Origin of the sequence: Streptomyces sp. SID8352, assembly GCF_009862265.1 — a bacterium.
Taxonomy (GTDB): domain Bacteria; phylum Actinomycetota; class Actinomycetes; order Streptomycetales; family Streptomycetaceae; genus Streptomyces.
Map to the genome: position 1 here is coordinate 1 of NZ_WWGX01000085.1, position 20,026 is coordinate 20,026.

Annotated in this window: 14 protein-coding genes and 1 pseudogene; 9 read left to right on the forward strand and 6 right to left on the reverse strand. The window is 74.9% G+C overall.

Features of this window, described 5'->3' with window-relative positions; all coding sequences use genetic code 11:
* A pseudogene (locus tag GTY84_RS25355) lies at positions 1–595 on the forward strand (chitinase); the annotation flags it as partial.
* Here the strand turns inward: GTY84_RS25355 and GTY84_RS25360 are convergent.
* Together GTY84_RS25360 and gabT are read right to left on the reverse strand one after the other, a co-directional pair.
* Positions 531–1,226, reverse strand: a complete 696-nt coding sequence (locus tag GTY84_RS25360; protein ID WP_161228718.1) for a phosphatase PAP2 family protein — start codon at positions 1,224–1,226, stop codon at positions 531–533. The pseudogene GTY84_RS25355 and the gene GTY84_RS25360 sit on opposite strands and share 65 nt — an antisense overlap.
* A 788-nt stretch (positions 1,227–2,014) precedes the next feature.
* Positions 2,015–3,349: a 4-aminobutyrate--2-oxoglutarate transaminase gene (gene gabT / locus GTY84_RS25365; RefSeq protein WP_161228719.1), complete on the reverse strand. Its 1,335-nt coding sequence runs from the start codon at positions 3,347–3,349 to the stop codon at positions 2,015–2,017.
* A gap of 244 nt (positions 3,350–3,593) precedes the next feature.
* On the opposite strand from gabT, the gene GTY84_RS25370 reads away from it, so the two are divergent.
* The 3 genes from GTY84_RS25370 (at position 3,594) to GTY84_RS25380 (ending at position 9,556) form a co-directional block, all read left to right on the forward strand.
* On the forward strand, positions 3,594–5,732 hold the full coding sequence (locus GTY84_RS25370) for an ATP-binding protein (protein ID WP_202551729.1): 2,139 nt from the start codon (positions 3,594–3,596) through the stop codon (positions 5,730–5,732).
* Between the two features lie 184 nt (positions 5,733–5,916).
* Positions 5,917–7,545, forward strand: a complete 1,629-nt coding sequence (locus GTY84_RS25375; RefSeq protein ID WP_161228720.1) for a PucR family transcriptional regulator — start codon at positions 5,917–5,919, stop codon at positions 7,543–7,545.
* Between the two features lie 550 nt (positions 7,546–8,095).
* On the forward strand, positions 8,096–9,556 hold the full coding sequence (locus tag GTY84_RS25380; protein ID WP_161228721.1) for an aldehyde dehydrogenase family protein: 1,461 nt from the start codon (positions 8,096–8,098) through the stop codon (positions 9,554–9,556).
* Positions 9,557–9,809: 253 nt separating this feature from the next.
* Here the strand turns inward: GTY84_RS25380 and dmpG are convergent, their stop codons facing one another.
* The 3 genes from dmpG to mhpD are packed head-to-tail and all read right to left on the reverse strand — an operon-like array spanning position 9,810 to position 12,609.
* Positions 9,810–10,826, reverse strand: coding sequence for a 4-hydroxy-2-oxovalerate aldolase (gene dmpG, locus GTY84_RS25385; RefSeq protein WP_161228722.1), 1,017 nt, complete (start codon positions 10,824–10,826; stop codon positions 9,810–9,812).
* The gene (locus tag GTY84_RS25390) at positions 10,823–11,761 is read right to left on the reverse strand and encodes an acetaldehyde dehydrogenase (acetylating) (RefSeq protein ID WP_161228723.1); all 939 of its coding nucleotides are present in this window, start codon (positions 11,759–11,761) and stop codon (positions 10,823–10,825) included. The genes dmpG and GTY84_RS25390 overlap by 4 nt, the downstream gene beginning before the upstream one ends.
* Complete coding sequence (gene mhpD, locus GTY84_RS25395) at positions 11,758–12,609, reverse strand: 2-keto-4-pentenoate hydratase (RefSeq protein ID WP_345943522.1); 852 nt, start codon at positions 12,607–12,609, stop codon at positions 11,758–11,760. Before mhpD ends, GTY84_RS25390 begins: the two co-directional genes overlap by 4 nt.
* A gap of 136 nt (positions 12,610–12,745) precedes the next feature.
* On the opposite strand from mhpD, the gene GTY84_RS25400 reads away from it, so the two are divergent.
* The gene (locus tag GTY84_RS25400) at positions 12,746–13,504 is read left to right on the forward strand and encodes an IclR family transcriptional regulator (protein WP_161228735.1); all 759 of its coding nucleotides are present in this window, start codon (positions 12,746–12,748) and stop codon (positions 13,502–13,504) included.
* Between the two features lie 275 nt (positions 13,505–13,779).
* On the opposite strand, the gene GTY84_RS25405 is transcribed toward GTY84_RS25400, so the two are convergent.
* Complete coding sequence (locus GTY84_RS25405) at positions 13,780–14,430, reverse strand: helix-turn-helix domain-containing protein (RefSeq protein ID WP_345943524.1); 651 nt, start codon at positions 14,428–14,430, stop codon at positions 13,780–13,782.
* A 225-nt stretch (positions 14,431–14,655) separates the two neighbouring features.
* Between GTY84_RS25405 and GTY84_RS25410 the strand changes: the two genes are divergently transcribed.
* From GTY84_RS25410 to GTY84_RS25425, 4 genes are all read left to right on the forward strand, one after another.
* Complete coding sequence (locus tag GTY84_RS25410; protein WP_161228724.1) at positions 14,656–16,221, forward strand: bifunctional 3-(3-hydroxy-phenyl)propionate/3-hydroxycinnamic acid hydroxylase; 1,566 nt, start codon at positions 14,656–14,658, stop codon at positions 16,219–16,221.
* Positions 16,222–16,271: 50 nt separating this feature from the next.
* On the forward strand, positions 16,272–17,213 hold the full coding sequence (locus tag GTY84_RS25415; RefSeq protein ID WP_161228725.1) for a VOC family protein: 942 nt from the start codon (positions 16,272–16,274) through the stop codon (positions 17,211–17,213).
* The gene (locus GTY84_RS25420) at positions 17,213–18,055 is read left to right on the forward strand and encodes an alpha/beta hydrolase (RefSeq protein ID WP_161228726.1); all 843 of its coding nucleotides are present in this window, start codon (positions 17,213–17,215) and stop codon (positions 18,053–18,055) included. The genes GTY84_RS25415 and GTY84_RS25420 overlap by 1 nt, the downstream gene beginning before the upstream one ends.
* 68 nt (positions 18,056–18,123) lie before the next feature.
* On the forward strand, positions 18,124–19,887 hold the full coding sequence (locus GTY84_RS25425) for an FAD-dependent monooxygenase (protein ID WP_161228727.1): 1,764 nt from the start codon (positions 18,124–18,126) through the stop codon (positions 19,885–19,887).
* The last annotated feature ends 139 nt before the right edge of the window (positions 19,888–20,026 follow it).

A 20,026-nucleotide genomic window follows, 5' to 3' on the forward strand; every position in this document is an offset into this window, starting at 1 on the left:
GACCCCGGTCATCGTCAACCTGGTCTCCGCCGTCAAGACCCTCAAGGCCAAGTACGGCAAGGACTTCGTCCTCACCATGGCCCCCGAGACGTTCTTCGTCCAGCTCGGCTACCAGTACTACGGAACCGGCAAATGGGGCGGCCAGGACCCCCGCGCAGGCGCCTACCTCCCCGTCATCCACGCCCTGCGCGACGACCTCACCCTCCTGCACGTCCAGGACTACAACTCCGGCTCCATCATGGGCCTGGACAACCAGTACCACTCCATGGGCGGCGCCGACTTCCACATCGCCATGACCGACATGCTCCTCACCGGCTTCCCCGTCGCGGGCGACACCGCCAACGTCTTCCCGCCCCTCAGGCCCGAACAGGTCGCCATCGGCATGCCCGCCACCACCAACGCCGGCAACGGCCACGTCTCCTCCACCGAGGTCAACAAGGCCCTCAACTGCCTCACCAAGAAGACCGACTGCGGCAGCTACCAGACCCACGGCACCTGGCCCGACCTCCGCGGCCTCATGACCTGGTCCATCAACTGGGACCGCTTCGGCGGCCACCAGTTCCAGAACAACTTCGACTCCTACTTCCGCCGCTGACCACCAGCACCACGGGGATCAGCAGCACCGCCCCCAGGCACCACCCGGCCAGCACGTCCAGGGGCCAGTGGTACCCCCGGCGCACCAGCCCGTAGCCGGTGCCCAGGACCAGGGCGGCGCACAGGAGGAGAAGTGCCCGGCGTACGGCCGGTGACGACACGACGGCGAACAGCGCCAGCGTCGCCGCGCCGTACGCCACCACGGCGGTGGTGGTGTGGCCGGACGGGTAGTAGCCGACCGCCGGCGGCACCGCCGGGGTGCCGGGGCGCCCGGTCCACGCCTTCAGGGGCACGACCGCCGCCGGCACCAGCGCCATCGCCGCCGCCCCGGCGGCGGGTGCCGCCCACCACCGGTCCGGACCGGTGGCGCGGCCCCGCAGGGCGGCGTAGCCCAGCGCGAGCGCCAGGACCGGCACGGCCACCGGCACGTTGCCGAGGTCCGACAGCAGTTCCGAGAGGCGGTCCGGGCGGATCAGCGCCCGGCTCAGCCACTCGTCCACCCGCAGCACCGGGCCGTCGGCCAGGACCTGCCAGGTGAGGACGGCGAGCAGCAGCAGCGGCGCGCCCAGGAGCCCGAGCGGCCCCGGTGTTCGTGGCGGGGCGGAGGGCGGTCGGGGCGGGGTGCCGTGCATGGCCCCAGCCTGACAGGCCCGGGGGCCTCGGCGACCGGCGACCGGCGCCCGTCCCTCCCGCCGACGTGTGCCGATCGGGTCCGTGGACTCTCGCCCCACGTGCGTTGACCGGGCCCGTGGCCCGGATCCGCCGGGCTCCGCTCCTCGCCGCTGCTGCACGCCCGCCCGTGCCCTGCACCCGCCCGTCCCCGTCGCCGCCCTGCTCGTCGCCCGTGTGCGGCGTACGGAGGCCGTGTCGCCCGGCGGGAGGCGTCTTCGGCCCGCTCCCGTCACGGCGCGCACGAGGCACCCCGCCCGCCCCCGGGAACGCCGAAGGGCCGGCACAAGGGGGGGAGTGTGCCGGCCCTTCGGTGTACCACCGTCCCGGGGACCGGGCCGGCGTCGCACCGGAACGTCGCGCGCCCCGGGGGGTGTGGGGCGAGCGACCGTCCGATCGGTGAGGAGATCCGGAATCCGTGGATCCCGGTGGTGTGCGCGAGGCACGACCGGGTCGAAGCCGGAAGGCCCCGCCCGGGGCACCGACCGCGGTCTCCCGCGGACCGGTGCATCTCTCATCCGGGGAGAACCTACGGCAGCGGAAGCGCCGACGGGCGTCCCGCCATCCACCCCGCACACCTTCTTCACACGCTCTGCCGCAGGCCCGCCGGGCGTGCGACCAGCGGCTCGTGCGTACCGCCCGGGCGTGCGTCGGGCGCACGGCGGGCGCGCGGCACGGACACCGTCCGCGCCCCCGGCCCGGTCGTGCGGGACCCGGGGGCCGGACCCGCACGGCCGTGCCCCCGGAGGCGTCAGAGGCGGCCGAACGCCTCCTCGATGATGTCCAGGCCCTCGCTCAGCAGCGCCTCGCCGATCACCAGCGGCGGCAGGAAGCGGAGGACGTTGCCGTAGGTGCCACAGGTCAGGACCAGCAGCCCCTCGGCATGGCAGGCCTTGGCCAGCGCGGCGGCGGCCCCGGGGTGCGGCTCCTTGGTGGCGCGGTCCTTGACCAGCTCGATGGCGATCATGGCGCCCCGGCCGCGGACGTCGCCGATCAGGTCGAACTTCTCGGCCATGGCGGTCAGCCGGGCCTTCATGACCGCCTCGATCTCCTTCGCCCTGGCGTTGAGGTCCAGCTCCCGCATGGTCTCGATGGCACCGAGCGCGCCCGCGCAGGCCACCGGGTTGCCGCCGTAGGTGCCGCCCAGGCCGCCCGAGTGCGCCGCGTCCATGATCTCGGCGCGGCCGGTGACCGCGGCCAGCGGCAGACCGCCCGCGATGCCCTTGGCGGTGGTGATCAGGTCCGGGACGATGCCCTCGTCCTCGCAGGCGAACCACTGGCCGGTGCGGCAGAAGCCGGACTGGATCTCGTCGGCGACGAAGACGATCCCGTTCTCCCGGGCGAACTCGACGATCGCGGGCAGGAAGCCCTTGGCCGGCTCGATGAACCCGCCCTCGCCGAGGACCGGCTCGATGATGATCGCGGCCACGTTCCCGGCGCCGACCTGCTTGGTGATCTGGTCGACGGCCTGCGCTGCGGCCTCGCGGCCGGCGTTCTCGGCACCGGTCGGCCAGCGGTAGCCGTAGGCGACCGGGACCCGGTAGACCTCGGGCGCGAAGGGGCCGAAGCCCTGCTTGTAGGGCATGTTCTTCGAGGTCAGGGCCATGGTCAGGTTGGTGCGGCCGTGGTAGCCGTGGTCGAAGACGACGACCGCCTGCCGCTTGGTGTGGGCGCGGGCGATCTTCACGGCGTTCTCGACGGCCTCGGCGCCGCTGTTGAACAGGGCCGACTTCTTGGCGTGGTCGCCCGGGGTCAGCTCGGCCAGCGCCTCGGCCACGGCGACGTAGCCCTCGTAGGGGGTCACCATGAAGCAGGTGTGGGTGAAGTCGGCGAGCTGCGCGGAGGCCCGGCGGACGACGGCCTCGGCGGAGGCGCCGACGGAGGTCACGGCGATGCCGGAGGCGAAGTCGATGATCCGGTTGCCGTCGACGTCCTCGATGATGCCGCCGCCCGCGCGGGTGACGAACACCGGCAGCGTGGAGCCCACCCCCTGCGCGACCGCGGCGCTGCGGCGGGCCTGGAGCTCCTGGGACTTCGGGCCGGGGATGGCGGTGAGGACGCGGCGCTCCTGCGGAAGTGCGGTCATGGGGGGCTCCTGGGGCTTGCGGTTCTGCGGACTTTTGCCTTCTTTTCTCGCAGGCTAGGACCGGGGGCGCGGGGTGGGCATGCTCCATGTGGGCGTTGTCCGCGGGGCGGGTTGTCCGCCGTGGACAGGGCGGCCCGCGGCCGACCGCCGCCGGACCGGCCGCGTATGCGGTGAACTCCCGTGCCGGGGGCGTTAGATTGGCTCGCTGATGGTGGACGGAGCGGCTGGTCAGGGGGCAGGGGCGATGGACAGCGACGGGATGCGGGACGGGCCGGGCACGCACGCGAGTCCTGTGCCGCGCCCGGCGGGGGCCCCGCCGGGCGCTCCGGGTCCGGCGGGGGGCCGCGAGGGGTGGGGGCCCGCCGTGCCGCCGTTGCCCCCGCCGCCGGACGGCTCGGACTTCCTGTCGTGGCTGCGGATGCCCCGCCCGGAGTCCCCGCCCGGCGTCTGGCGGTTCGGCCACCGGCCGCGGCCCCAGGAGGAGCCGGAGCGGGTTCCGGCGCGGCAGCTCTTCGCGGGGGCGCTGATCGCCTTCCTCGTCGGCTGGCTGATCTGGTCCCTGCTGTGGAACGGCTACCTCGGCACCTGGTGGCTGCTGCCCCTCTACGCCATGATCCCGGAGTCCTGGGCACAGCCCCACAGCTTCGGCTCCGTCGTGGTCGTCTACGCCTACTACGCGCTCGTCGCCGGGATCATCGTGGCGGGCGTCGGCCGACTGGGCCGCTGGGGTGAGATCTGGCGCCGCTTCGGCCCCCCCGCCTGGCTGCGCGCGGCCCCCGGCCAGGGCCCCCCGCCGCCGCCCGAGGAGGACCCGGCCGCCTGGCCCGCGCTGCGCGCCGCCGGGGCCGTGGACGCCGCCGAGCGGCTGGCCTCCGACGCCCGCGCCGGGCTGATGCGGGACGTCGACCACGCCCGGATCGCCCGTGCCTGGCAGGGCGTCCAGCGCGGCCGGCACGGCCTCGCCGCCTTCGCCGGAGCCGTGCTCCGGGACGGCGCGGGCGCCTGCCCGCACCCCTCGGGAGACCGCGATCTGCCCGCCCGGCAGGCCCCGCACGACCTGGTCACCGGGCAGGTGCGGCTCGGCACCGCCGCCGACGACTCCCGCAACCCCTACGCCTACCGGGGCGCCGGGCTGGGCCTCGGCCCCGAACTGCTCGGCACCTCCCTGCTGGCCGTCGGCCCGGCCGGGTCCGGCAAGACCGGCGCCGTCGTCCGGCCGCTCGCGGAATCGCTGTGCCTGCACGCCCTCTCGGGGCGGGCCGCGGTGGTCGTGGTCGGCGCGGCGGGCGCCGGGCTCGGCCCCGCCGACGCCTACGACGTGGTGATCCGCGTCGGCAGCCCCGACTCCGTGCACGACCTCGATCTGTACGGCGGCACCACCGATCCCGACGAGGCCGCCGCCGTCCTCGCGGAGGCCCTCGTCGGGGACCTCGCCGATCCGCACCCGAGCGGCGACAGCCGACGCTCCACCACCGTCCTCGCCCAGGTGCTCGGACCCTTCCGGGCGGTCCACGGCCGTTTCCCCGGCGTCCCCGAGCTGCGCCAGCTCCTCGACGGCGCGCCCGAGCCGCTGGCCGTGCTGCGCCGCGGCCTCCAGGAGGCCGGGCACGCGTCGCTGCTGCGCGAGCTCGACGCCCGCGAGCGGCAGATGGGCCACCCCGGGGACGTGGCCTCCGTCCTGGCCGACCGGCTGGCGCTCCTGGACCGGCCCGCCTTCGCCTCCTTCTTCGACACCTCCGGCCAGACCCGGCCCTTCGCCCTGACGGCCCTGGACCATCCCGTCCGGGTCCGCGTCGACCTGCCCGCCCGGGGGCACGCCGACGCCTCGCGGCTGCTGGCCCGGCTGGTGCTCGCCCAGTTCACGGCGAGCGTCACGGTGCGCGAGGACCGCTCGCTCTTCGCCTGCCTGGTGCTGGACGACGCGAGCGGCGCCGTCACTCCCGAGGCCGTCCGGGGCATCCAGCGGCTGCGTTCCGCGGGCGCCGGGGTCGTGCTGACCCTGCGCACCCTGGACGACGTGCCGCGTCCGCTGCGCGGGCCGCTGCTCGGGGCGGCCGGGTGCCGGATGGCGCTCTCCGGGCTCACCCCCTGGGACGGCCAGGACTTCGCGGAGGTCTGGGGCAAGGAGTGGACCGAGGCCACCGACGTGACCGACCGCCAGATCATCGCCGAGACCCCGGCGGGCAAGGCCGTGCACATGCTCCGCCGTGTGATCACCGGAAAGGCCCCCACGGCGCGCGCGGTCACGGTCCGCCAGGTCGAGCGCGAACGCTGGTCCGCCTCCGAACTCGCCCACGCCGTCCCCCCGGGCCACGCGGTCCTCTCCCTCACCTCGGTCAGGGGCGAGCACGCCCCGCCGCTGCTGGTGGACCTCCGGCACTGAACCGCCGCCCGGCCCGGCCGCGGGGAGGGGACGGGCCCCGGCACCGGACCGTTCGGCCGCGGGGGTGAAGCGCTTCGTACGGTGAGGCAGAATCGGAGGGGTGGTTCATACCGGGCGGACAAAACCCGCCCTGTGTCCCGGCCGCCGCGCGCGCCGCGCCCCCCGACGACGATCCGAAGGCCCCATGCCCCTCACCCTCGCCTCGCTCGCCCAGCACTCCACGCTGAAGCTCACCGTGCGCGCGGGCGAGGACCGCCTCGACGCGCCCGTCCGCTGGGCCCACGCCAGTGAGCTGGCCGACCCCGTCCCCTACATGGAGGGCGGGGAACTCCTGCTGATCACCGCCCTCACCCTGGACGCCGAGGACCCGGCGGCGATGCGCCGCTACGTCGAGCGGCTGGCCGCCGCCGGGGTGGTGGGGCTCGGCTTCGGTGTGGGCGTCCACTACGAGGAGATCCCCGCCGCCCTCCTCGGCGCCGCCCGCCGGGCGGGCATGCCGCTGCTGGAGGTGCCGCGCCGCACCCCCTTCCTCGCCATCAGCAAGGCCGTCTCCGCCGCCGTCGCCGCCGACCAGTACCGGGCGGTCACGGCGGGCTTCGCCGCCCAGCGCGAACTGACCCGGCAGGCCCTGGGCGCCGGTCCCGAGGGCGTGCTGGCCGCGCTCGCCGCGCAGGTCGACGGCTGGGCGGCGCTCTACGACGCCTCCGGCGCGGTGGTCGCCGCGGCCCCGGAGTGGGCCGGCCGCCGGGCCGCGCGGCTCACCCCCGACGTACGGCGGCTGCGCGAGCGGCCCGCCCCGGCCTCCGCGATGGTCGCGGGCGGCGGGGACCCCGGGACGGGCGGGGAGGGCGGGCCCGCGGACCGGGTCGAACTGCACGCGCTCGGCACCGCCCGCAAGGCCCGCGCCGCGCTAGCCGTCGGCACCGCCGCCGCCCCCGGAACCGCCGAACGCTACGCCGTGCACTCGGCCGTCGCCCTGCTCACCCTCATCACCGAGCGCTCGCGTTCGCTGCAGGCGGCCGAGCAGCGGATCGGCGGCGCGGTGCTGCGGATGCTGCTGGCCGGTGAGCCCGACCACGCGCGCGCCGTCGCCGGGAGCCTCTACGGGGACCTCCTGGACGCCCCCTTCCGGCTGATCGTCGCCGAGACCGCGCCGGGCTCCCGGGCGCACCCCCCGGCCGCGGGCCGGGACCCGCTCGGCACCCTCGCCGAGACCGTCGAGTCGGCCGCGGTCCGGGCCGGGGAACCGGTGCTCGTGGTGCCCGAGGGGGAGCGGCTGGTGCTGCTCGCCGCGGACGGGGGCACCGCCGTCGCCGCCTGCGTCGAGCACGCGGCGGCGCTGGAGGCCGCCCGCGCGGCGCCCGAACCGTCCCCGGCCGGGGACGAGGAGTCCCTGGTGATCGGCCTGTCGGGGCCGTCCGGACCGATCGCCGCCTCGGCCGCGTACAAGCAGGCCGAGCAGGCCCTCTCGGTGGCCCGCCGCCGCGGCCGGGTCTGGGTCGAGCACGAGCACCTGGCCAGCGGCTCGGTGCTGCCGCTGCTCGCGGACGACGCCGTGCGCGCCTTCGCCGACGGGCTGCTGCGCGCCCTGCGCGAGCACGACGCCACCGGGCGCGGCGATCTGGTCGCCTCGCTGCGCGCCTGGCTGTCCCGGCACGGCCAGTGGGACGCGGCGGCGGCCGACCTCGGCGTCCACCGCCATACGCTGCGCTACCGGATGCGGCGGGTGGAGGAGATCCTCGGCCGCTCCCTGGACGACCCGGACGTCCGGATGGAACTCTGGCTGGCCCTCAAGGCCACCACCACGGACTGACGCCGCGCCGGGTCCGCGCCGTCGGCCGCCCCCGCCCGGGCACCCGCCTCCCGGTGCGTCCGTGGCCGGGTTCCGGCGCCGAGCGTTCCCGGCCCCAGGGCCTCCGTCAGGCCCGCGCCAGCCCCGGCCCCGGCTCCCGGCCCTGGCTCTCCCGGCTCCGGGCCCCCGGCCCGGCCCCCCTGGGGCCGCCGCGCGCCGGCCGCGGCTGCCGGGCCGCGCTGTCGGCCACCGAGGGGCCTTGTCCCCGGGTTTTCCCGGGGTTCCCCGAGCGGATCCCCGGGCTTCGGAGCCGCCCCGGCCCACGTGTGGTCCGGAGGCCGTGCGGCCGCGACGGAGGCAGGCCACCGTTCCCCGTAGGGCCCGGGGGCCTGGCCCCTGCCGGTGGGGGCCGGTGTCCGTCGTCGCCGTGTCCCCGCCGGGAGCCCACCGCGCCAATACGTCGAACCCCCCGCCGCCACCACTACGACTCGGACAAGCGCTCCCGGGCCCCGCGCGCCCTACCGTGGATCCGCACCCCCCGCAGTCCCCGACCCGGAAGGCCGGACCCACCATGCCCCACGACACCGCGGCAGCCATCCATGCCTTCTGGCTCGCCGGACGCAGGGAGACCGGCGAGGACGGCTTCGACGTCACCTCCCCCTGGGACGGCCGCACCGTCGGCACCGTGAGCGTGCCGAGCGAGGAGCAGGTCGAGGAGGCGGTGGCCGCCGCGCACGCCGTCCTCGACGAGTTCGCCGCCACCCCCGCGCACGTCCGCGCCGCCGCCCTGGACCACGTGGCCCGCCGCCTGGCCGAGCGCACCGAGGAGATCGCGCTGCTGATCTCCGCCGAGAACGGCAAGCCGGTCAAGTGGGCCCGCGGCGAGGTCGGCCGCGCGGTCTCCGTGTTCCGGCTCGCCGCCGAGGAGGCCCGCCGATTCAACGGGGGCGAGGCCCAGCGCCTGGACACCGACGCCGGGGGCCAGGGCCGGCTCGCCCTCACCCGGCGCTTCCCGAAGGGCGTCGTCCTCGGAATCGCGCCGTTCAATTTCCCGCTGAACCTGTGCGCCCACAAGGTCGCCCCGGCCATCGCCGCCGGTGCCCCGATCGTGCTGAAGCCCGCCCCCGCCACGCCCCTGTCCGCGCTCCTGCTCGGCGAGCTGCTCGCCGAGACGGAACTGCCCGCGGGCTCCTGGAGCGTGCTGCCGGTGCCCAACGACCGCATGCCCGCGCTGGTCCGGGACGAGCGGCTGCCGGTGATCTCCTTCACCGGCTCCGAGCAGGTCGGCTACGCCATCATGGACTCGGTGCCCGGCAAGCACGTCACCCTGGAACTGGGCGGCAACGGCGCGGCCGTGGTCCTCGCGGACTGGGCGAGCGACGAGGACCTGGACTGGGCCGCGGCCCGCATCGCGACCTTCTCCAACTACCAGGGCGGCCAGTCCTGCATCTCCGTGCAGCGCGTGATCGCCGACACCGCGGTCTACGACCGGCTGCTGCCGCGTATCGTCGCCGCCGTCGAGGCGCAGGTCACCGGTGACCCGGGGGACTCGGCCACCGATGTCGGACCGCTGGTCAGCGAGGCCGCCGCGGAGCGCGTGGAGTCCTGGGTCGACGAGGCCGTCGCCGCCGGGGCCACCCTGCTCACCGGCGGCAAGCGGGACGGCGCCTCCTACGCGCCGACGGTCCTGACCGACCTGCCCGAGGACACCACCCTCGCCCGGGAGGAGGTCTTCGGCCCCGTCCTCAGCGTGCGCCGGGTCGACGGCGAGGCCGAGGCGTTCGCCGCCGTCAACGACTCCAAGTACGGCCTCCAGGCGGGCGTGTTCACCCACGACCTCCAGGCGGCCTTCCGCGCCCACCGGGCGCTGGAGGTCGGCGGGGTCGTCATCGGGGACGCCCCCTCCTACCGCGCCGACCAGATGCCCTACGGCGGGGCCAAGCGGTCCGGGGTGGGCCGCGAGGGCGTCCGGTACGCGATGGACGACTACACCTACGAGCGCGTCCTGGTCCTCACCGGCCTGGCGCTCTGACCGCCCCGGCGGTCCGGCCCTCCGCGCCGGACCGCCGGGACCGCGCGGACGCACCGCACGGACCGGAACCGCACCGCACGGACCGGAACCGCACCGCGACCGGGCGAATCGCACCGCGCAGGGCGGCCGGTACGGCACACGGCCGGGAGGGCCGGACCCCCGTCACCGGGTCCGGCCCTCCCGGCCGTCACGGGGTCCGGCCCGAGGTCCGGGCGGGAGCCGCCGTGGGGCGCCCCGCCCGGACCGCCCGGGTTCACGCCGCCGTACGGGCCGCCAGCAGGTCCAGGGCGATGTCGGTGATCATGTCCTCCTGGCCGCCGACCATCCCCCGGCGGCCGACCTCGACGAGGATGGCGCGGGTGTCCAGGCCGTAGCGCTCGGCGGCGGCCTCGGCGTGGCGCAGGAAGCTGGAGTAGACACCGGCGTAGCCGAGGCTCAGGGTCTCGCGGTCCACCCGCACCTCGCGGTCCTGGAGCGGCCGGACGAGGTCGTCGGCGGCGTCCATCAGCGGGAACAGGTCGCAGGCGTGGTCCCAGCCCATCAGGTCCGCGACCGCGACGAAGGCCTCCAGCGGGCAGTTGCCCGCGCCCGCGCCCTGGCCGGCGAGCGAGGCGTCGACGCGCACCGCCCCGTTCTCGACGGCGACGACGGTGTTGGCGACGCCGAGGGCCAGGTTGTGGTGGGCGTGGATGCCGAGTTCGGTGGCGGGGTCGAGGACGTCCCGGTAGGCGCGGAAGCGGTCGCGGACGCCGTCCATGGTGAGCCGGCCGCCGGAGTCGGTGACGTAGACGCACTGGGCGCCGTAGGACTCCATCAGCTTGGCCTGGCGGGCGAGTTCGGCGGGCTCGGCCATGTGGGACATCATCAGGAACCCGGCGACGTCCATGCCCAGTTCACGGGCGGCGGCGATGTGCTGCGCCGAGATGTCGGCCTCGGTGCAGTGGGTGGCGACGCGCACCGAGCGGATGCCGAGGGCGTGCGCCTGCCGGAGGTCGTGCAGGGTGCCGATGCCGGGCAGCAGCAGGGTGGTGGGCACCGCGTGGCGGGCGACGTCGGTGACGGCCTCGATCCACTCCCAGTCGGTGTGCGCGCCGACGCCGTAGTTGATGCTGGAGCCGGAGAGCCCGTCGCCGTGGGCGATCTCGATGGCGGCCACCCCGGCGGCGTCCAGCGCGGCGGCGATGGCGCGGGCCTGGCCGACGGTGTAGCGGTGGCGGACGGCGTGCATGCCGTCCCGCAGGGTGACGTCCTGGACGTAGAGACGGGTCATCGCGGGGCCACCTCCGTGGCGCGGTGGGCCGCCATGCGCTCGGCGGTGCGCAGCGCGGCGGAGGTCATGATGTCGAGGTTGCCGGCGTAGGCGGGGAGGTAGTGGGCGGCGCCCTCGACCTCCAGGAAGACGGAGACCCGCAGGGCCTCGCCGCCGCCGGGGGCCAGGGTCCGCAGCGGGTCGTCGCCGCCGACCCGGTCGAACTGGACCTTCTGCTTGAGCCGGTAGCCGGGCACGTACGCCTGGACGCGGCCGACCATCTCCTCCACGGACGCCTCGACGGCCGCGGTGTCGCACTCGGAGACCAGGCAGTGCACGGTGTCCCGCATGATCAGCGGGGGCTCGGCCGGGTTGAGGACGATGATCGCCTTGCCCCGGGCGGCCCCGCCGACCCGCTCGATCGCGGAGGACGTGGTCTCGGTGAACTCGTCGATGTTGGCGCGGGTGCCCGGACCGGCCGAACGGGAGGCGATGGAGGCGACGATCTCGCCGTAGTGGACCGGGGTGACCGCGGCGACGGCGGCGACGACCGGGATGGTGGCCTGGCCGCCGCAGGTGACCATGTTGACGTTGGGGGCGCCGAGGTGGGCGCGCCCGTTGACCGGCGGGACGACGTAGGGGCCGAGGGCGGCCGGGGTGAGGTCGACCAGGGCCCGGCCGAGCGGGCGCAGCACCTCGTCGTGGTGGCGGTGGGCGCCCGCCGAGGTGGCGTCGAAGACGATGTCGACGTCGGCGAACTCGTCCAGGGCGACGAGCCCCTCGACGCCCTCGTGGGTGGTGGCGACCTTGAGGCGGCGGGCGCGGGCGAGGCCGTCGGAGGCCGGGTCGATCCCGGCCATGGCCGCGATCTCCAGGTCCTCGGACAGCCGCAGCACCTTGATCAGCAGGTCGGTGCCGATGTTGCCGGAGCCGATGATGGCGACTTTGGTGGTCATGCCCGGCCTCCTTCCCGGTCCGCGGCACCGGCCGCGAATCCGACTCGTACGGAACCGAGGCCGCCGACGCGGGCCTCGAAGACGTCGCCGGGGGCGACGGGGACCATGGGGCCGAGGGCGCCGGTGAGCACCAGGTCGCCCGCGCGCAGCGGGTCGCCCCGTTCGGCGAGGGCCGAGGCCAGCCAGACGGCGGCGTTCAGCGGGCTGCCGAGGCAGGCGGCGCCGGTGCCCTCGGAGACGGTCTCGCCGTCCCGGGTCATGGTCATGGCGACGGTGGCCAGGTCGAGCCCGGCCAGGGGCACCGGGGTGGTGCCGAGGACGTAGAGGCCGCAGGAGGCGTTGTCGGCGACGGTGTCGACCAGGGAGATGTCCCAGCCGGCGATGCGGCTGTCCACGATCTCCAGCGCGGGCAGCGCGAAGTCGACGGCGTTCAGCACGTCGTCGGCGGTGCAGTCGCGGTCGGGCAGGTCGCGGGCGAGGACGAGCGCGACCTCGGCCTCCGCCTTGGGCTGGAGCAGCCGTCCGGCGGGCACCTCGCCGCCGTCCGGGACGGCCATGTCGGCGAAGAGGGCGCCGAAGTCGGGCCGGTCGACGCCGAGCTGGCGCTGCACGGCCTCGGAGGTGAGGCCGATCTTGCGGCCGGCGATCCGGCGCCCGGCGTCCAGGTCGCGCCGCACGTTGAGCCGCTGCACGGCGTAGGCGGTCTCCAGGTCGCCGCCCCCGTCGAAGAGGGTCCGCACCGGCGGACAGGGGGTCCCGGTGCGGGCGGCCTCCGCCAGCAGGTCGGCGGCCTCGACGACGGCCGGGGGGACGGAGTCCGGGCGGACGCCGTCGGGTGCGGTCGGCACGGGATACCTCCAGGGGGGAGCGGCGGGGGAGCGGCCGGTGCGGCGGACGGCGGCACCGGCGGTCCACCCGATATAGACATCCGGGCGCGGATACGACAATGTTTGTTCCGTGACACGGAACAACGAGGGCGGCAGCATGCTGGAGAAGGCCGCGCTCATCCTCGAAAGCTTCAGCCCGGATGGCGGAGCGTTCCGTCTGACGGAACTGTCCGTGCGGACGGGGCTGCCCAAGCCCACGGTGCACCGGCTGGCGGTGGACCTGGTGCGCCTCGGCTGGCTGGAGCGGTCCGGCCCGCACTACCGGCTCGGACCCAAGCTGTTCGAGCTGGGCTCGCTGGTGCCGTACCGGCTCGATCTGCGCGAGACGGCGCTGCCGTTCCTCCAGGACCTGTTCGAGGCCACCCGGGAGACCGTGCACCTCGGGGTGCGCGAGGGGCTGGAGGTGGTCTACCTGGAGCGCATCCACGGCCACGAGGCCCCCGCGCTGCCCTCGCGCATCGGCGGCAGCCTGCCGCTGAGCTGCACGGCCGTCGGCAAGGTGCTGCTGGCCTTCTCCGGCGGGGAACTGGCCGACGAGCTGCTCTCCCGGCCGCTGCCGAGCCTCACCCCGCACTCGATCACCGATCCGGCGCGGCTGCGCACCGCCCTGGAGAAGATCCGCGTCTCCGGCCTCGCCTACGAGGAGCAGGAGTCCACGCCCGGGGTGAGCTGCATCGCGGCGCCCGTGTTCGCGGGCGGGGTCACGGCGGCGGCGTTGTCGGTGGCGGTGCCGCGCTCGCGCTTCAGTCCGGCCCACCTCGCCCCCGCGGTGCGGACGGCGGCGCTGGGTCTGTCCCGGGTGCTGCGCGGAGGGACCGACCGCTCCTCCCGGCCCCGCGTCCCCTCCGGCGGCTGACCGCCGGGCGACTGACCGCGCCCCCGTCGGACGGGCCGCCGCCCATGGCCCGCGCCGCCCGCTGCCCACGGCCTGCGCCGCCCTGCCGGGTGCCCTCCGCCGGCACCGGCCGCCCGGAGCCCGGGGAATGCGGCGGGGGAGTTCGGGGAATGCCGCGGGGGAGTCCGCCGGGAGGCCGGGAGGCTGGGTGTCCGGGCTTCTGCGACGGGCCGGAGCGCCCGGCCGCGGCACCGGACCGTCGTCCGCCGCGCGGCCGGGCCCGGCCTCCGGACCGGTCAGCCCCGGTGGCGGAGCACCGCCGCCTCCCCGAGGGCGACCATCGCGTCGGTGAGGCGGGCCATCTGGGAGGCGACGCTGCACTCGGGGTCGGTCTGGGCGTTCACGAACGAGCCGTCGAACCCCGCGATCGCGAAGAAGGACAGCTCCTCGGCGACGGCCGAGGCCGTCTCGGGCCCCTCGTCAGCGAAGGCCGACGAGATCATCACCCGCATGTAGGCCCGGCCCTCGTCGCGGACCGCCCGGTTCATCTCCAGGACCTCCGCGTCGGCGGCCTCGTCGCTCATCAGCAGCATCAGGTGAAGCCGCAGGAAGTCCGGCTTCGACATGAAGACCTGCGCCGTCCGGTCCAGGTACCAGGCCATCCGCTCGTGGTGGGAGCCGCCCTCGGGTGCCGGGGTGTGCGCAGCCCGCATCGCCGCGAAGAAGTCCTTGGCGCCCCGCGCCATCACCGCCGCGAGCAGCCCGCCCTTCGACTGGAAGTGGTGGTAGATGGCGCTGCGCGGCAGCCCCGTCTCGGCCGTGATCGTCGAGATCGTGGTGGCCGCGTATCCGCGCAGCGCCATCACCCGCGCCGCCGCGTCGAGGATCTCTTCCTTCGAGCGCCGTCCGCGCCGGTTGCCGTTGGGTGACCTGGTTCCGCTCTCCACCCGCCGATCATACGAGCCGTCCGGAGGACGGCCGCCGGCCGGCGGGAGGGCCTCCCGGAAGTGTCCCGCCGCACGTGCGCAAAACCCCACAGACCCCTTGACGCGCTTCCCGGAGCATGTGACGGTACGCACTATTGGACGGAACGACCGGTCCAATAGTGCCGCTCTGCGTGCCCCTTCCGCGCCGCATCGCGCGCCTCACATGTGCCGCTTCTGGAGTTCGACATGCCCCAGCACGTTTCAGCAGGACACGACACCGACGTCGCGGTCATCGGCTACGGCCCGACGGGCCTGACCGCCGCGCTGACGCTCGCCGGAAAGGGCGCCGACGTGGTCGCGTTCGAGCGCGACCAGGACATCTACGCACGGGCCCGCGCCGTGACGGTGAACGACTGGACCATGCGGATCTTCCAGGAGCTCGGCGTCGACGACCGCATCGAGCGGGTCATCGAACCGCAGCGCGCCCTGCGCTGGGTGACCTACGACGGCCGGGAGGTCATGCGGGTCGAGCACCCGCCGTCCACCCTCGGCACACGCAACACCCGGCCGCGCTTCTACAACATCTACCAGCCGGCCATGGAGGCCGAGCTCCGCCGCTGCGGCGAGGAGCTGGGCAACCTGGAGGTCCGCTACGGCGCCGAGGTCGTCGCCGTCGAGCAGGACGCCGACGGCGTCACCATCACCTCCCGCGACCGGGCGACCGGCGCCGAGACCACCACCCGCGCCCGCTACGCCATCGCTGCCGACGGCGGCTCCAGCCCCACCCGCAAACACCTCGGCGTCGAGATGCTCGGCGACACCGTCGACACCCTCTGGGTCGTCATCGACTGCAAGGTCAAGCGCTGGTGGCCGGACCGCGACTTCCTCACCTTCTGGACCGACGCCGAACGCCCCGTCGTCGACATCGCGCTCTCGGCCGGCAACCACCGCTGGGAGATCCCGCTCAAGCCCGGCGAGACCGAGGCCGACTTCCCGACCGGCGCCGAGGTGTGGCCGCTGCTGGAGGCGCTCGGCGTCACCCACGACGACGTCGAGATCCACCAGCACGCCTTCTACCGCCACCACGTCCGCGCCGCCGAGACCTGGCGCCGGGGCCGGGTCTTCCTCGCCGGTGACGCCTGCCACCTGATGCCGCCGTGGGCCGGGGCGGGCATGCAGTCCGGCATGCGCGACGCCCACAACCTGGGCTGGAAGCTCGCCCGGGTGCTCCGGGGCGAGCTGGGCGAGGAGTGGCTCGACACCTACGAGGCCGAGCGCCGCCCCAACGCCGACTTCTACACCGGCCTCGCCGTCGGCCTGGGCCGCGTCATCAAGCAGGAGGCGACCCCCGAGGAGGTCGCCGCCATGAACACCGTCCCCGAGAACACGGTCACCCCCTGGGAGCCGCCGCTGACCGCCCCGCCGGTGCTGTCCGCCGGCTGGCTGCGCGGGGAGACCGGGGACGCCAGCGTCATCGGCCGCATGGTGCCGCAGCCGGTCTGCGGGGACACCGTCGGAACGATGGACCGCCTCGACGGACTGCTGCCCGACGGCTTCGTGCTCCTGGGTGCCGACACCGACCCGGCCGCCCTGCTCACCCCGGAGCAGAAGGCCGGCTGGGACGCCCTCGGCGCCCGCTACGTCGCCGTCCGCCCCCGCACCGCGTACACCAGGGGCTCCGGCGAACTGGTCGACCTGGAGGACGTGCTGCTCCCGTGGCTCGCCCGCTACGGCGTCCGCGCCGTCGCCGTGCGCCCCGACAAGTTCGTCGCCGCCGCCGACACCTCCGGCTTGGACGTCCCCGCCCTGTGAACCCGGGCGGGCGCACCTCCGGCCCGCCCGACCTTCGAAAGGAACGACCCATGACAGACGTGAAGGAGCTCGCCTACGTCGTGTACGAGGTCAGCGACCTCGCCGACTGGGAGAACTTCGGCGTGACGCTGCTCGGCATGCAGCTCGGCGCCCGCACCGCGGACGGGTTCACGCTGCGCACCGACGAGAAGGCGCACCGCTGGATCATCACCGAGGGCCCGGCCGACGACCTCGCGGTCAGCGGCTACGAGGTCGCCTCCGAGGAGGCCCTGGACCGGCTCACCGCCCGGCTCACCGAGGCCGGGATCGAGGTCACCGAGGGCGGCGCCGAACTGGCCGCGGCCCGGCGGGTGGACCGCCTGGTCCGGGTCACCGACCCCATGGGCAACCGCATCGAACTCGTCACCGGGCTCGCCGACGCCGACACCCCGTTCCACTCCGCCACCCTGCTCGGCACCTTCGTCACCGGCACCGGCGGCGCGGGCCACCACGTGCTGCTCTCCAAGGGCGTGCCGCGCGAGGAGTACATGGCCTTCTACGAGGGCCTGCTGGGCTTCCGGATCAGCGACATCATCGTCGAGGAGCTGGCCCCGGGCATCGTCGCCGACCTGATCTTCCTGCACTGCAACCCGCGCCACCACAGCGTCGCGTTCGGCGACATGCCGCACGCCAAGAAGACCCACCACTTCATGCTGGAGGTCAGCGACATCCGCGACGTGGGCACGGCCTACGACCGCTGCATGGACGCCGAGCAGCCGTTCGAGATGACGCTGGGGATGCACCCCAACGACCACATGTTCAGCTTCTACGTCCGCACGCCCTCCGGCTTCTCCGTCGAGTACGGCTGGGGCGGCCTGCTCATCGACGACGAGACCTGGCAGGTCCGCACCCTCGACCGGCTGCACAGCTGGGGCCACCGGCCGCCGGAGGCCGTGCACGAGCTGCTCGGCCGTGCCCCGTTCACCAACCAGAGCCCGGAAGGGGCCCACTGATGGCACTGCGCCAGAGCGACATCGCCAAGTCCGTCCGGACCAAGGACTGGACGATCCACTACAACGAGGCGGGCGAGGGCCACCCCCTCGTGCTGCTGCACGGCGGCGGCCCCGGCGCCACCGGGTGGAGCAACTACTCGCCCAACATCGAGGCGCTCTCCCGCCACTTCCGGGTGATCGCCCCCGACATGCCCGGCTGGGGCGACTCCGACGCCGTCGACTTCGCCACCCTGGACCACGTCGAGGCGGCCTGCCAGCTCCTCGACGCCCTGGGCATCGAGAAGGCCGCGTTCGTCGGCAACTCGATGGGCGGCCACACCTCCCTCCGGCTCGCCGCCGAGCGCCCCGAGCGGGTCTCGCACCTCATCACCATGGGTCCGCCCATCCAGATGAAGCCGTTCCTCTTCGGCGCGGGCGGCGGCCCCACCGAGGGCCTGAAGATCATGTACCGGACCTACGGCGACGCCTCGCCCGAGGCCATGCGCCGCCTGGTCGAGATCATGGTCTACGACACGGCCCGCTTCGCCACCCCCGAGCTGTGCCGGCAGCGCTCGGAGGCCGCGCTCAAGCGCCCCGAGCACCTGAAGAACATCGCCGACGTGGCGCCCAAGGCCCCGATCCCGATCTGGATCGACCTGGACCGCGTCTCGGACATCACCGCCCCGGCCCTGCTGATCCACGGCCGTGACGACCGCGTCGTCTCCTTCGAGTCCTCGCTGTTCCTCGCCGCCCACATCCCGGACGCGCGGGCCCACCTCATCAACCGCTGCGGCCACTGGGCGCAGCTCGAGCACGCCGACGAGTTCAACCGCCTGGTCATCGACTTCGTCACCCACCACTGATCCCCTCCGCGCCGCCGGCCCTCCACGGCGCCGGCGGCGCGGCCAGCACGGCCAGCCAGGAGTCCAGGATGAGCAAAGTCCCCACCGTCGAGACCGATGTCCTGATCGCGGGCGCCGGTCCCGCCGGCGCCGCGGCCGGCGCCCTACTCGCCACCTACGGCGTCCGCGCGATGGTGCTGAACAAGTACGGTTCGGTCGCCAACACCCCGCGCGCCCACATCACCAACCAGCGCACCATGGAGGTGCTGCGCGACCTCGGTCTGGAGGACGAGGCCAAGCGCTCCGCCACCCCCCAGCACCTGATGGGCGAACACGTGTGGGCGACCAGCCTCACCGGCCCGGAGCTGGGCCGCCTGCGGACCTGGTACACCCACCCGTCGTTCCAGGCCGAGCACGACCTCGCCAGCCCCACCGCCGTCTGCGACCTGCCGCAGGACCGCATGGAGCCGATCCTGCTGGGCGCCGCCACCCACCGCGGCACCACCCTGCGCGTCAACACCGAACTGCTCTCCTTCACCCAGGACGACGACGGCGTGACCGCCACCGTCCTCGACCGGCTGACCGGCGAGGAGTACCGCGTCCGCGCCAAGTACCTGATAGGCGCCGACGGCGGCAAGTCCGCGATCATGTCGCAGCTCGGCATCCCGATGGAGGGCGAGATGGGCCTCGGCGGCTCCATCAACGTCGTCTTCGAGGCCGACCTCGAACACCTCGTCGCCCACCGGCCCGGGGACATGTACTGGTTCATCCAGCCCGGCGTCGGCCACGACGGCAACGGCATCGGCGTCCTGCGCGTGGTCCGCCCCTGGAACAAGTGGATCGCCGTCTGGGGCTACGACATCGCCCAGGGCACCCCCGAGCTGACCGACGAGTTCGGCGCCTCCATCGTCCACCAGCTCCTCGGCGACGACACCGTCCCCGTACGCGTCGAGTCCGTCTCCACCTGGTCCGTCAACCACGTGTACGCCACCGACAACCAGGCCGGGCGGGTCTTCTGCGTCGGCGACGCCGTCCACCGGCACTCGCCCATGAACGGCCTCGGCTCCAACACCTCCATCCAGGACTCCTTCAACCTGTGCTGGAAGCTCGCCATGGTCCTGCGCGGCCGGGCCGGGCCCGGCCTCCTGGAGACCTACCGCGACGAACGGCTCCCGGTCGCCCGCCAGATCGTCGAACGCGCCACCCGCAGCAACGCCCTGATGCCCCCGCTGTTCGGGGCCCTGCGGCTGCCGCCCGCGGCCGGACGGGACCAGCTCGAAGCGGCCCTGGAGACCCTCCGGGCACCCACCGCCGAGGGCGCGGAGCGCCGCGCCGCCTTCGACGAGGCCATGGGCAACACCCTGCTCTGCTTCAACACCCACGGCGTGGAGACCAACCAGGACTACCGCACCGGGGCCCTCGTCACCGGCGGCGAACCCGCCCCGCAGGCCCCCCGCGACGAGGAACTGCACTACTTCCCCACCACCTACCCCGGGCGGCACCTGCCGCACGCCTGGCTGCTCGACGGGCAGCGCAAGGTCCCCGTCCTCGACCTGTGCGGCCGGGGTCGCTTCACCCTCCTGACCGGGGTCCGGGGAGCCGCCTGGCGCGAGGCAGCCGAGAAGGCCGCCGCCGCCACCGGCGTGGAGGTCCACGTGGTCTCCATCGGCCGCGGCTGCGACTACGAGGACCGCTACGGCGACTGGGCCGGGGTGTCCGGCATCGGCGAGGACGGCGCGCTGCTCGTCCGGCCCGACCACATCGTCGGCTGGCGCGCCACCGCCCAGGGCGACGACCCCGGCGCAGCCCTCCTGGAGGTCCTGCGCTCGGTCCTGCGGACCCCGGCCGCCTGACCGGCCGCTCCCCGGCGCGCGAAGGGCACCCCGTCCGCGGGGTGCCCCGGTCCCGCGCGCCCGCACCACACTCCGGCGCCCCGACCGCGCGCCCGCCCCGGCCGGGGACGGGCGCGCGGTCCGCCGGCACCACCAGAGC

What these genes read in the sequence shown, in the direction of transcription:
- GTY84_RS25360 (WP_161228718.1), bottom strand. Translation starts at nt 1,226, where the DNA reads ATGCACGGCACCCCGCCCCGACCGCCCTCCGCCCCGCCACGAACACCG.
- gabT (WP_161228719.1), bottom strand. Translation starts at nt 3,349, where the DNA reads ATGACCGCACTTCCGCAGGAGCGCCGCGTCCTCACCGCCATCCCCGGC.
- GTY84_RS25370 (WP_202551729.1), top strand. Translation starts at nt 3,594, where the DNA reads ATGGACAGCGACGGGATGCGGGACGGGCCGGGCACGCACGCGAGTCCT.
- GTY84_RS25375 (WP_161228720.1), top strand. Translation starts at nt 5,917, where the DNA reads ATGCCCCTCACCCTCGCCTCGCTCGCCCAGCACTCCACGCTGAAGCTC.
- GTY84_RS25380 (WP_161228721.1), top strand. Translation starts at nt 8,096, where the DNA reads ATGCCCCACGACACCGCGGCAGCCATCCATGCCTTCTGGCTCGCCGGA.
- dmpG (WP_161228722.1), bottom strand. Translation starts at nt 10,826, where the DNA reads ATGACCCGTCTCTACGTCCAGGACGTCACCCTGCGGGACGGCATGCAC.
- GTY84_RS25390 (WP_161228723.1), bottom strand. Translation starts at nt 11,761, where the DNA reads ATGACCACCAAAGTCGCCATCATCGGCTCCGGCAACATCGGCACCGAC.
- GTY84_RS25400 (WP_161228735.1), top strand. Translation starts at nt 12,746, where the DNA reads ATGCTGGAGAAGGCCGCGCTCATCCTCGAAAGCTTCAGCCCGGATGGC.
- GTY84_RS25410 (WP_161228724.1), top strand. Translation starts at nt 14,656, where the DNA reads ATGCCCCAGCACGTTTCAGCAGGACACGACACCGACGTCGCGGTCATC.
- GTY84_RS25415 (WP_161228725.1), top strand. Translation starts at nt 16,272, where the DNA reads ATGACAGACGTGAAGGAGCTCGCCTACGTCGTGTACGAGGTCAGCGAC.
- GTY84_RS25420 (WP_161228726.1), top strand. Translation starts at nt 17,213, where the DNA reads ATGGCACTGCGCCAGAGCGACATCGCCAAGTCCGTCCGGACCAAGGAC.
- GTY84_RS25425 (WP_161228727.1), top strand. Translation starts at nt 18,124, where the DNA reads ATGAGCAAAGTCCCCACCGTCGAGACCGATGTCCTGATCGCGGGCGCC.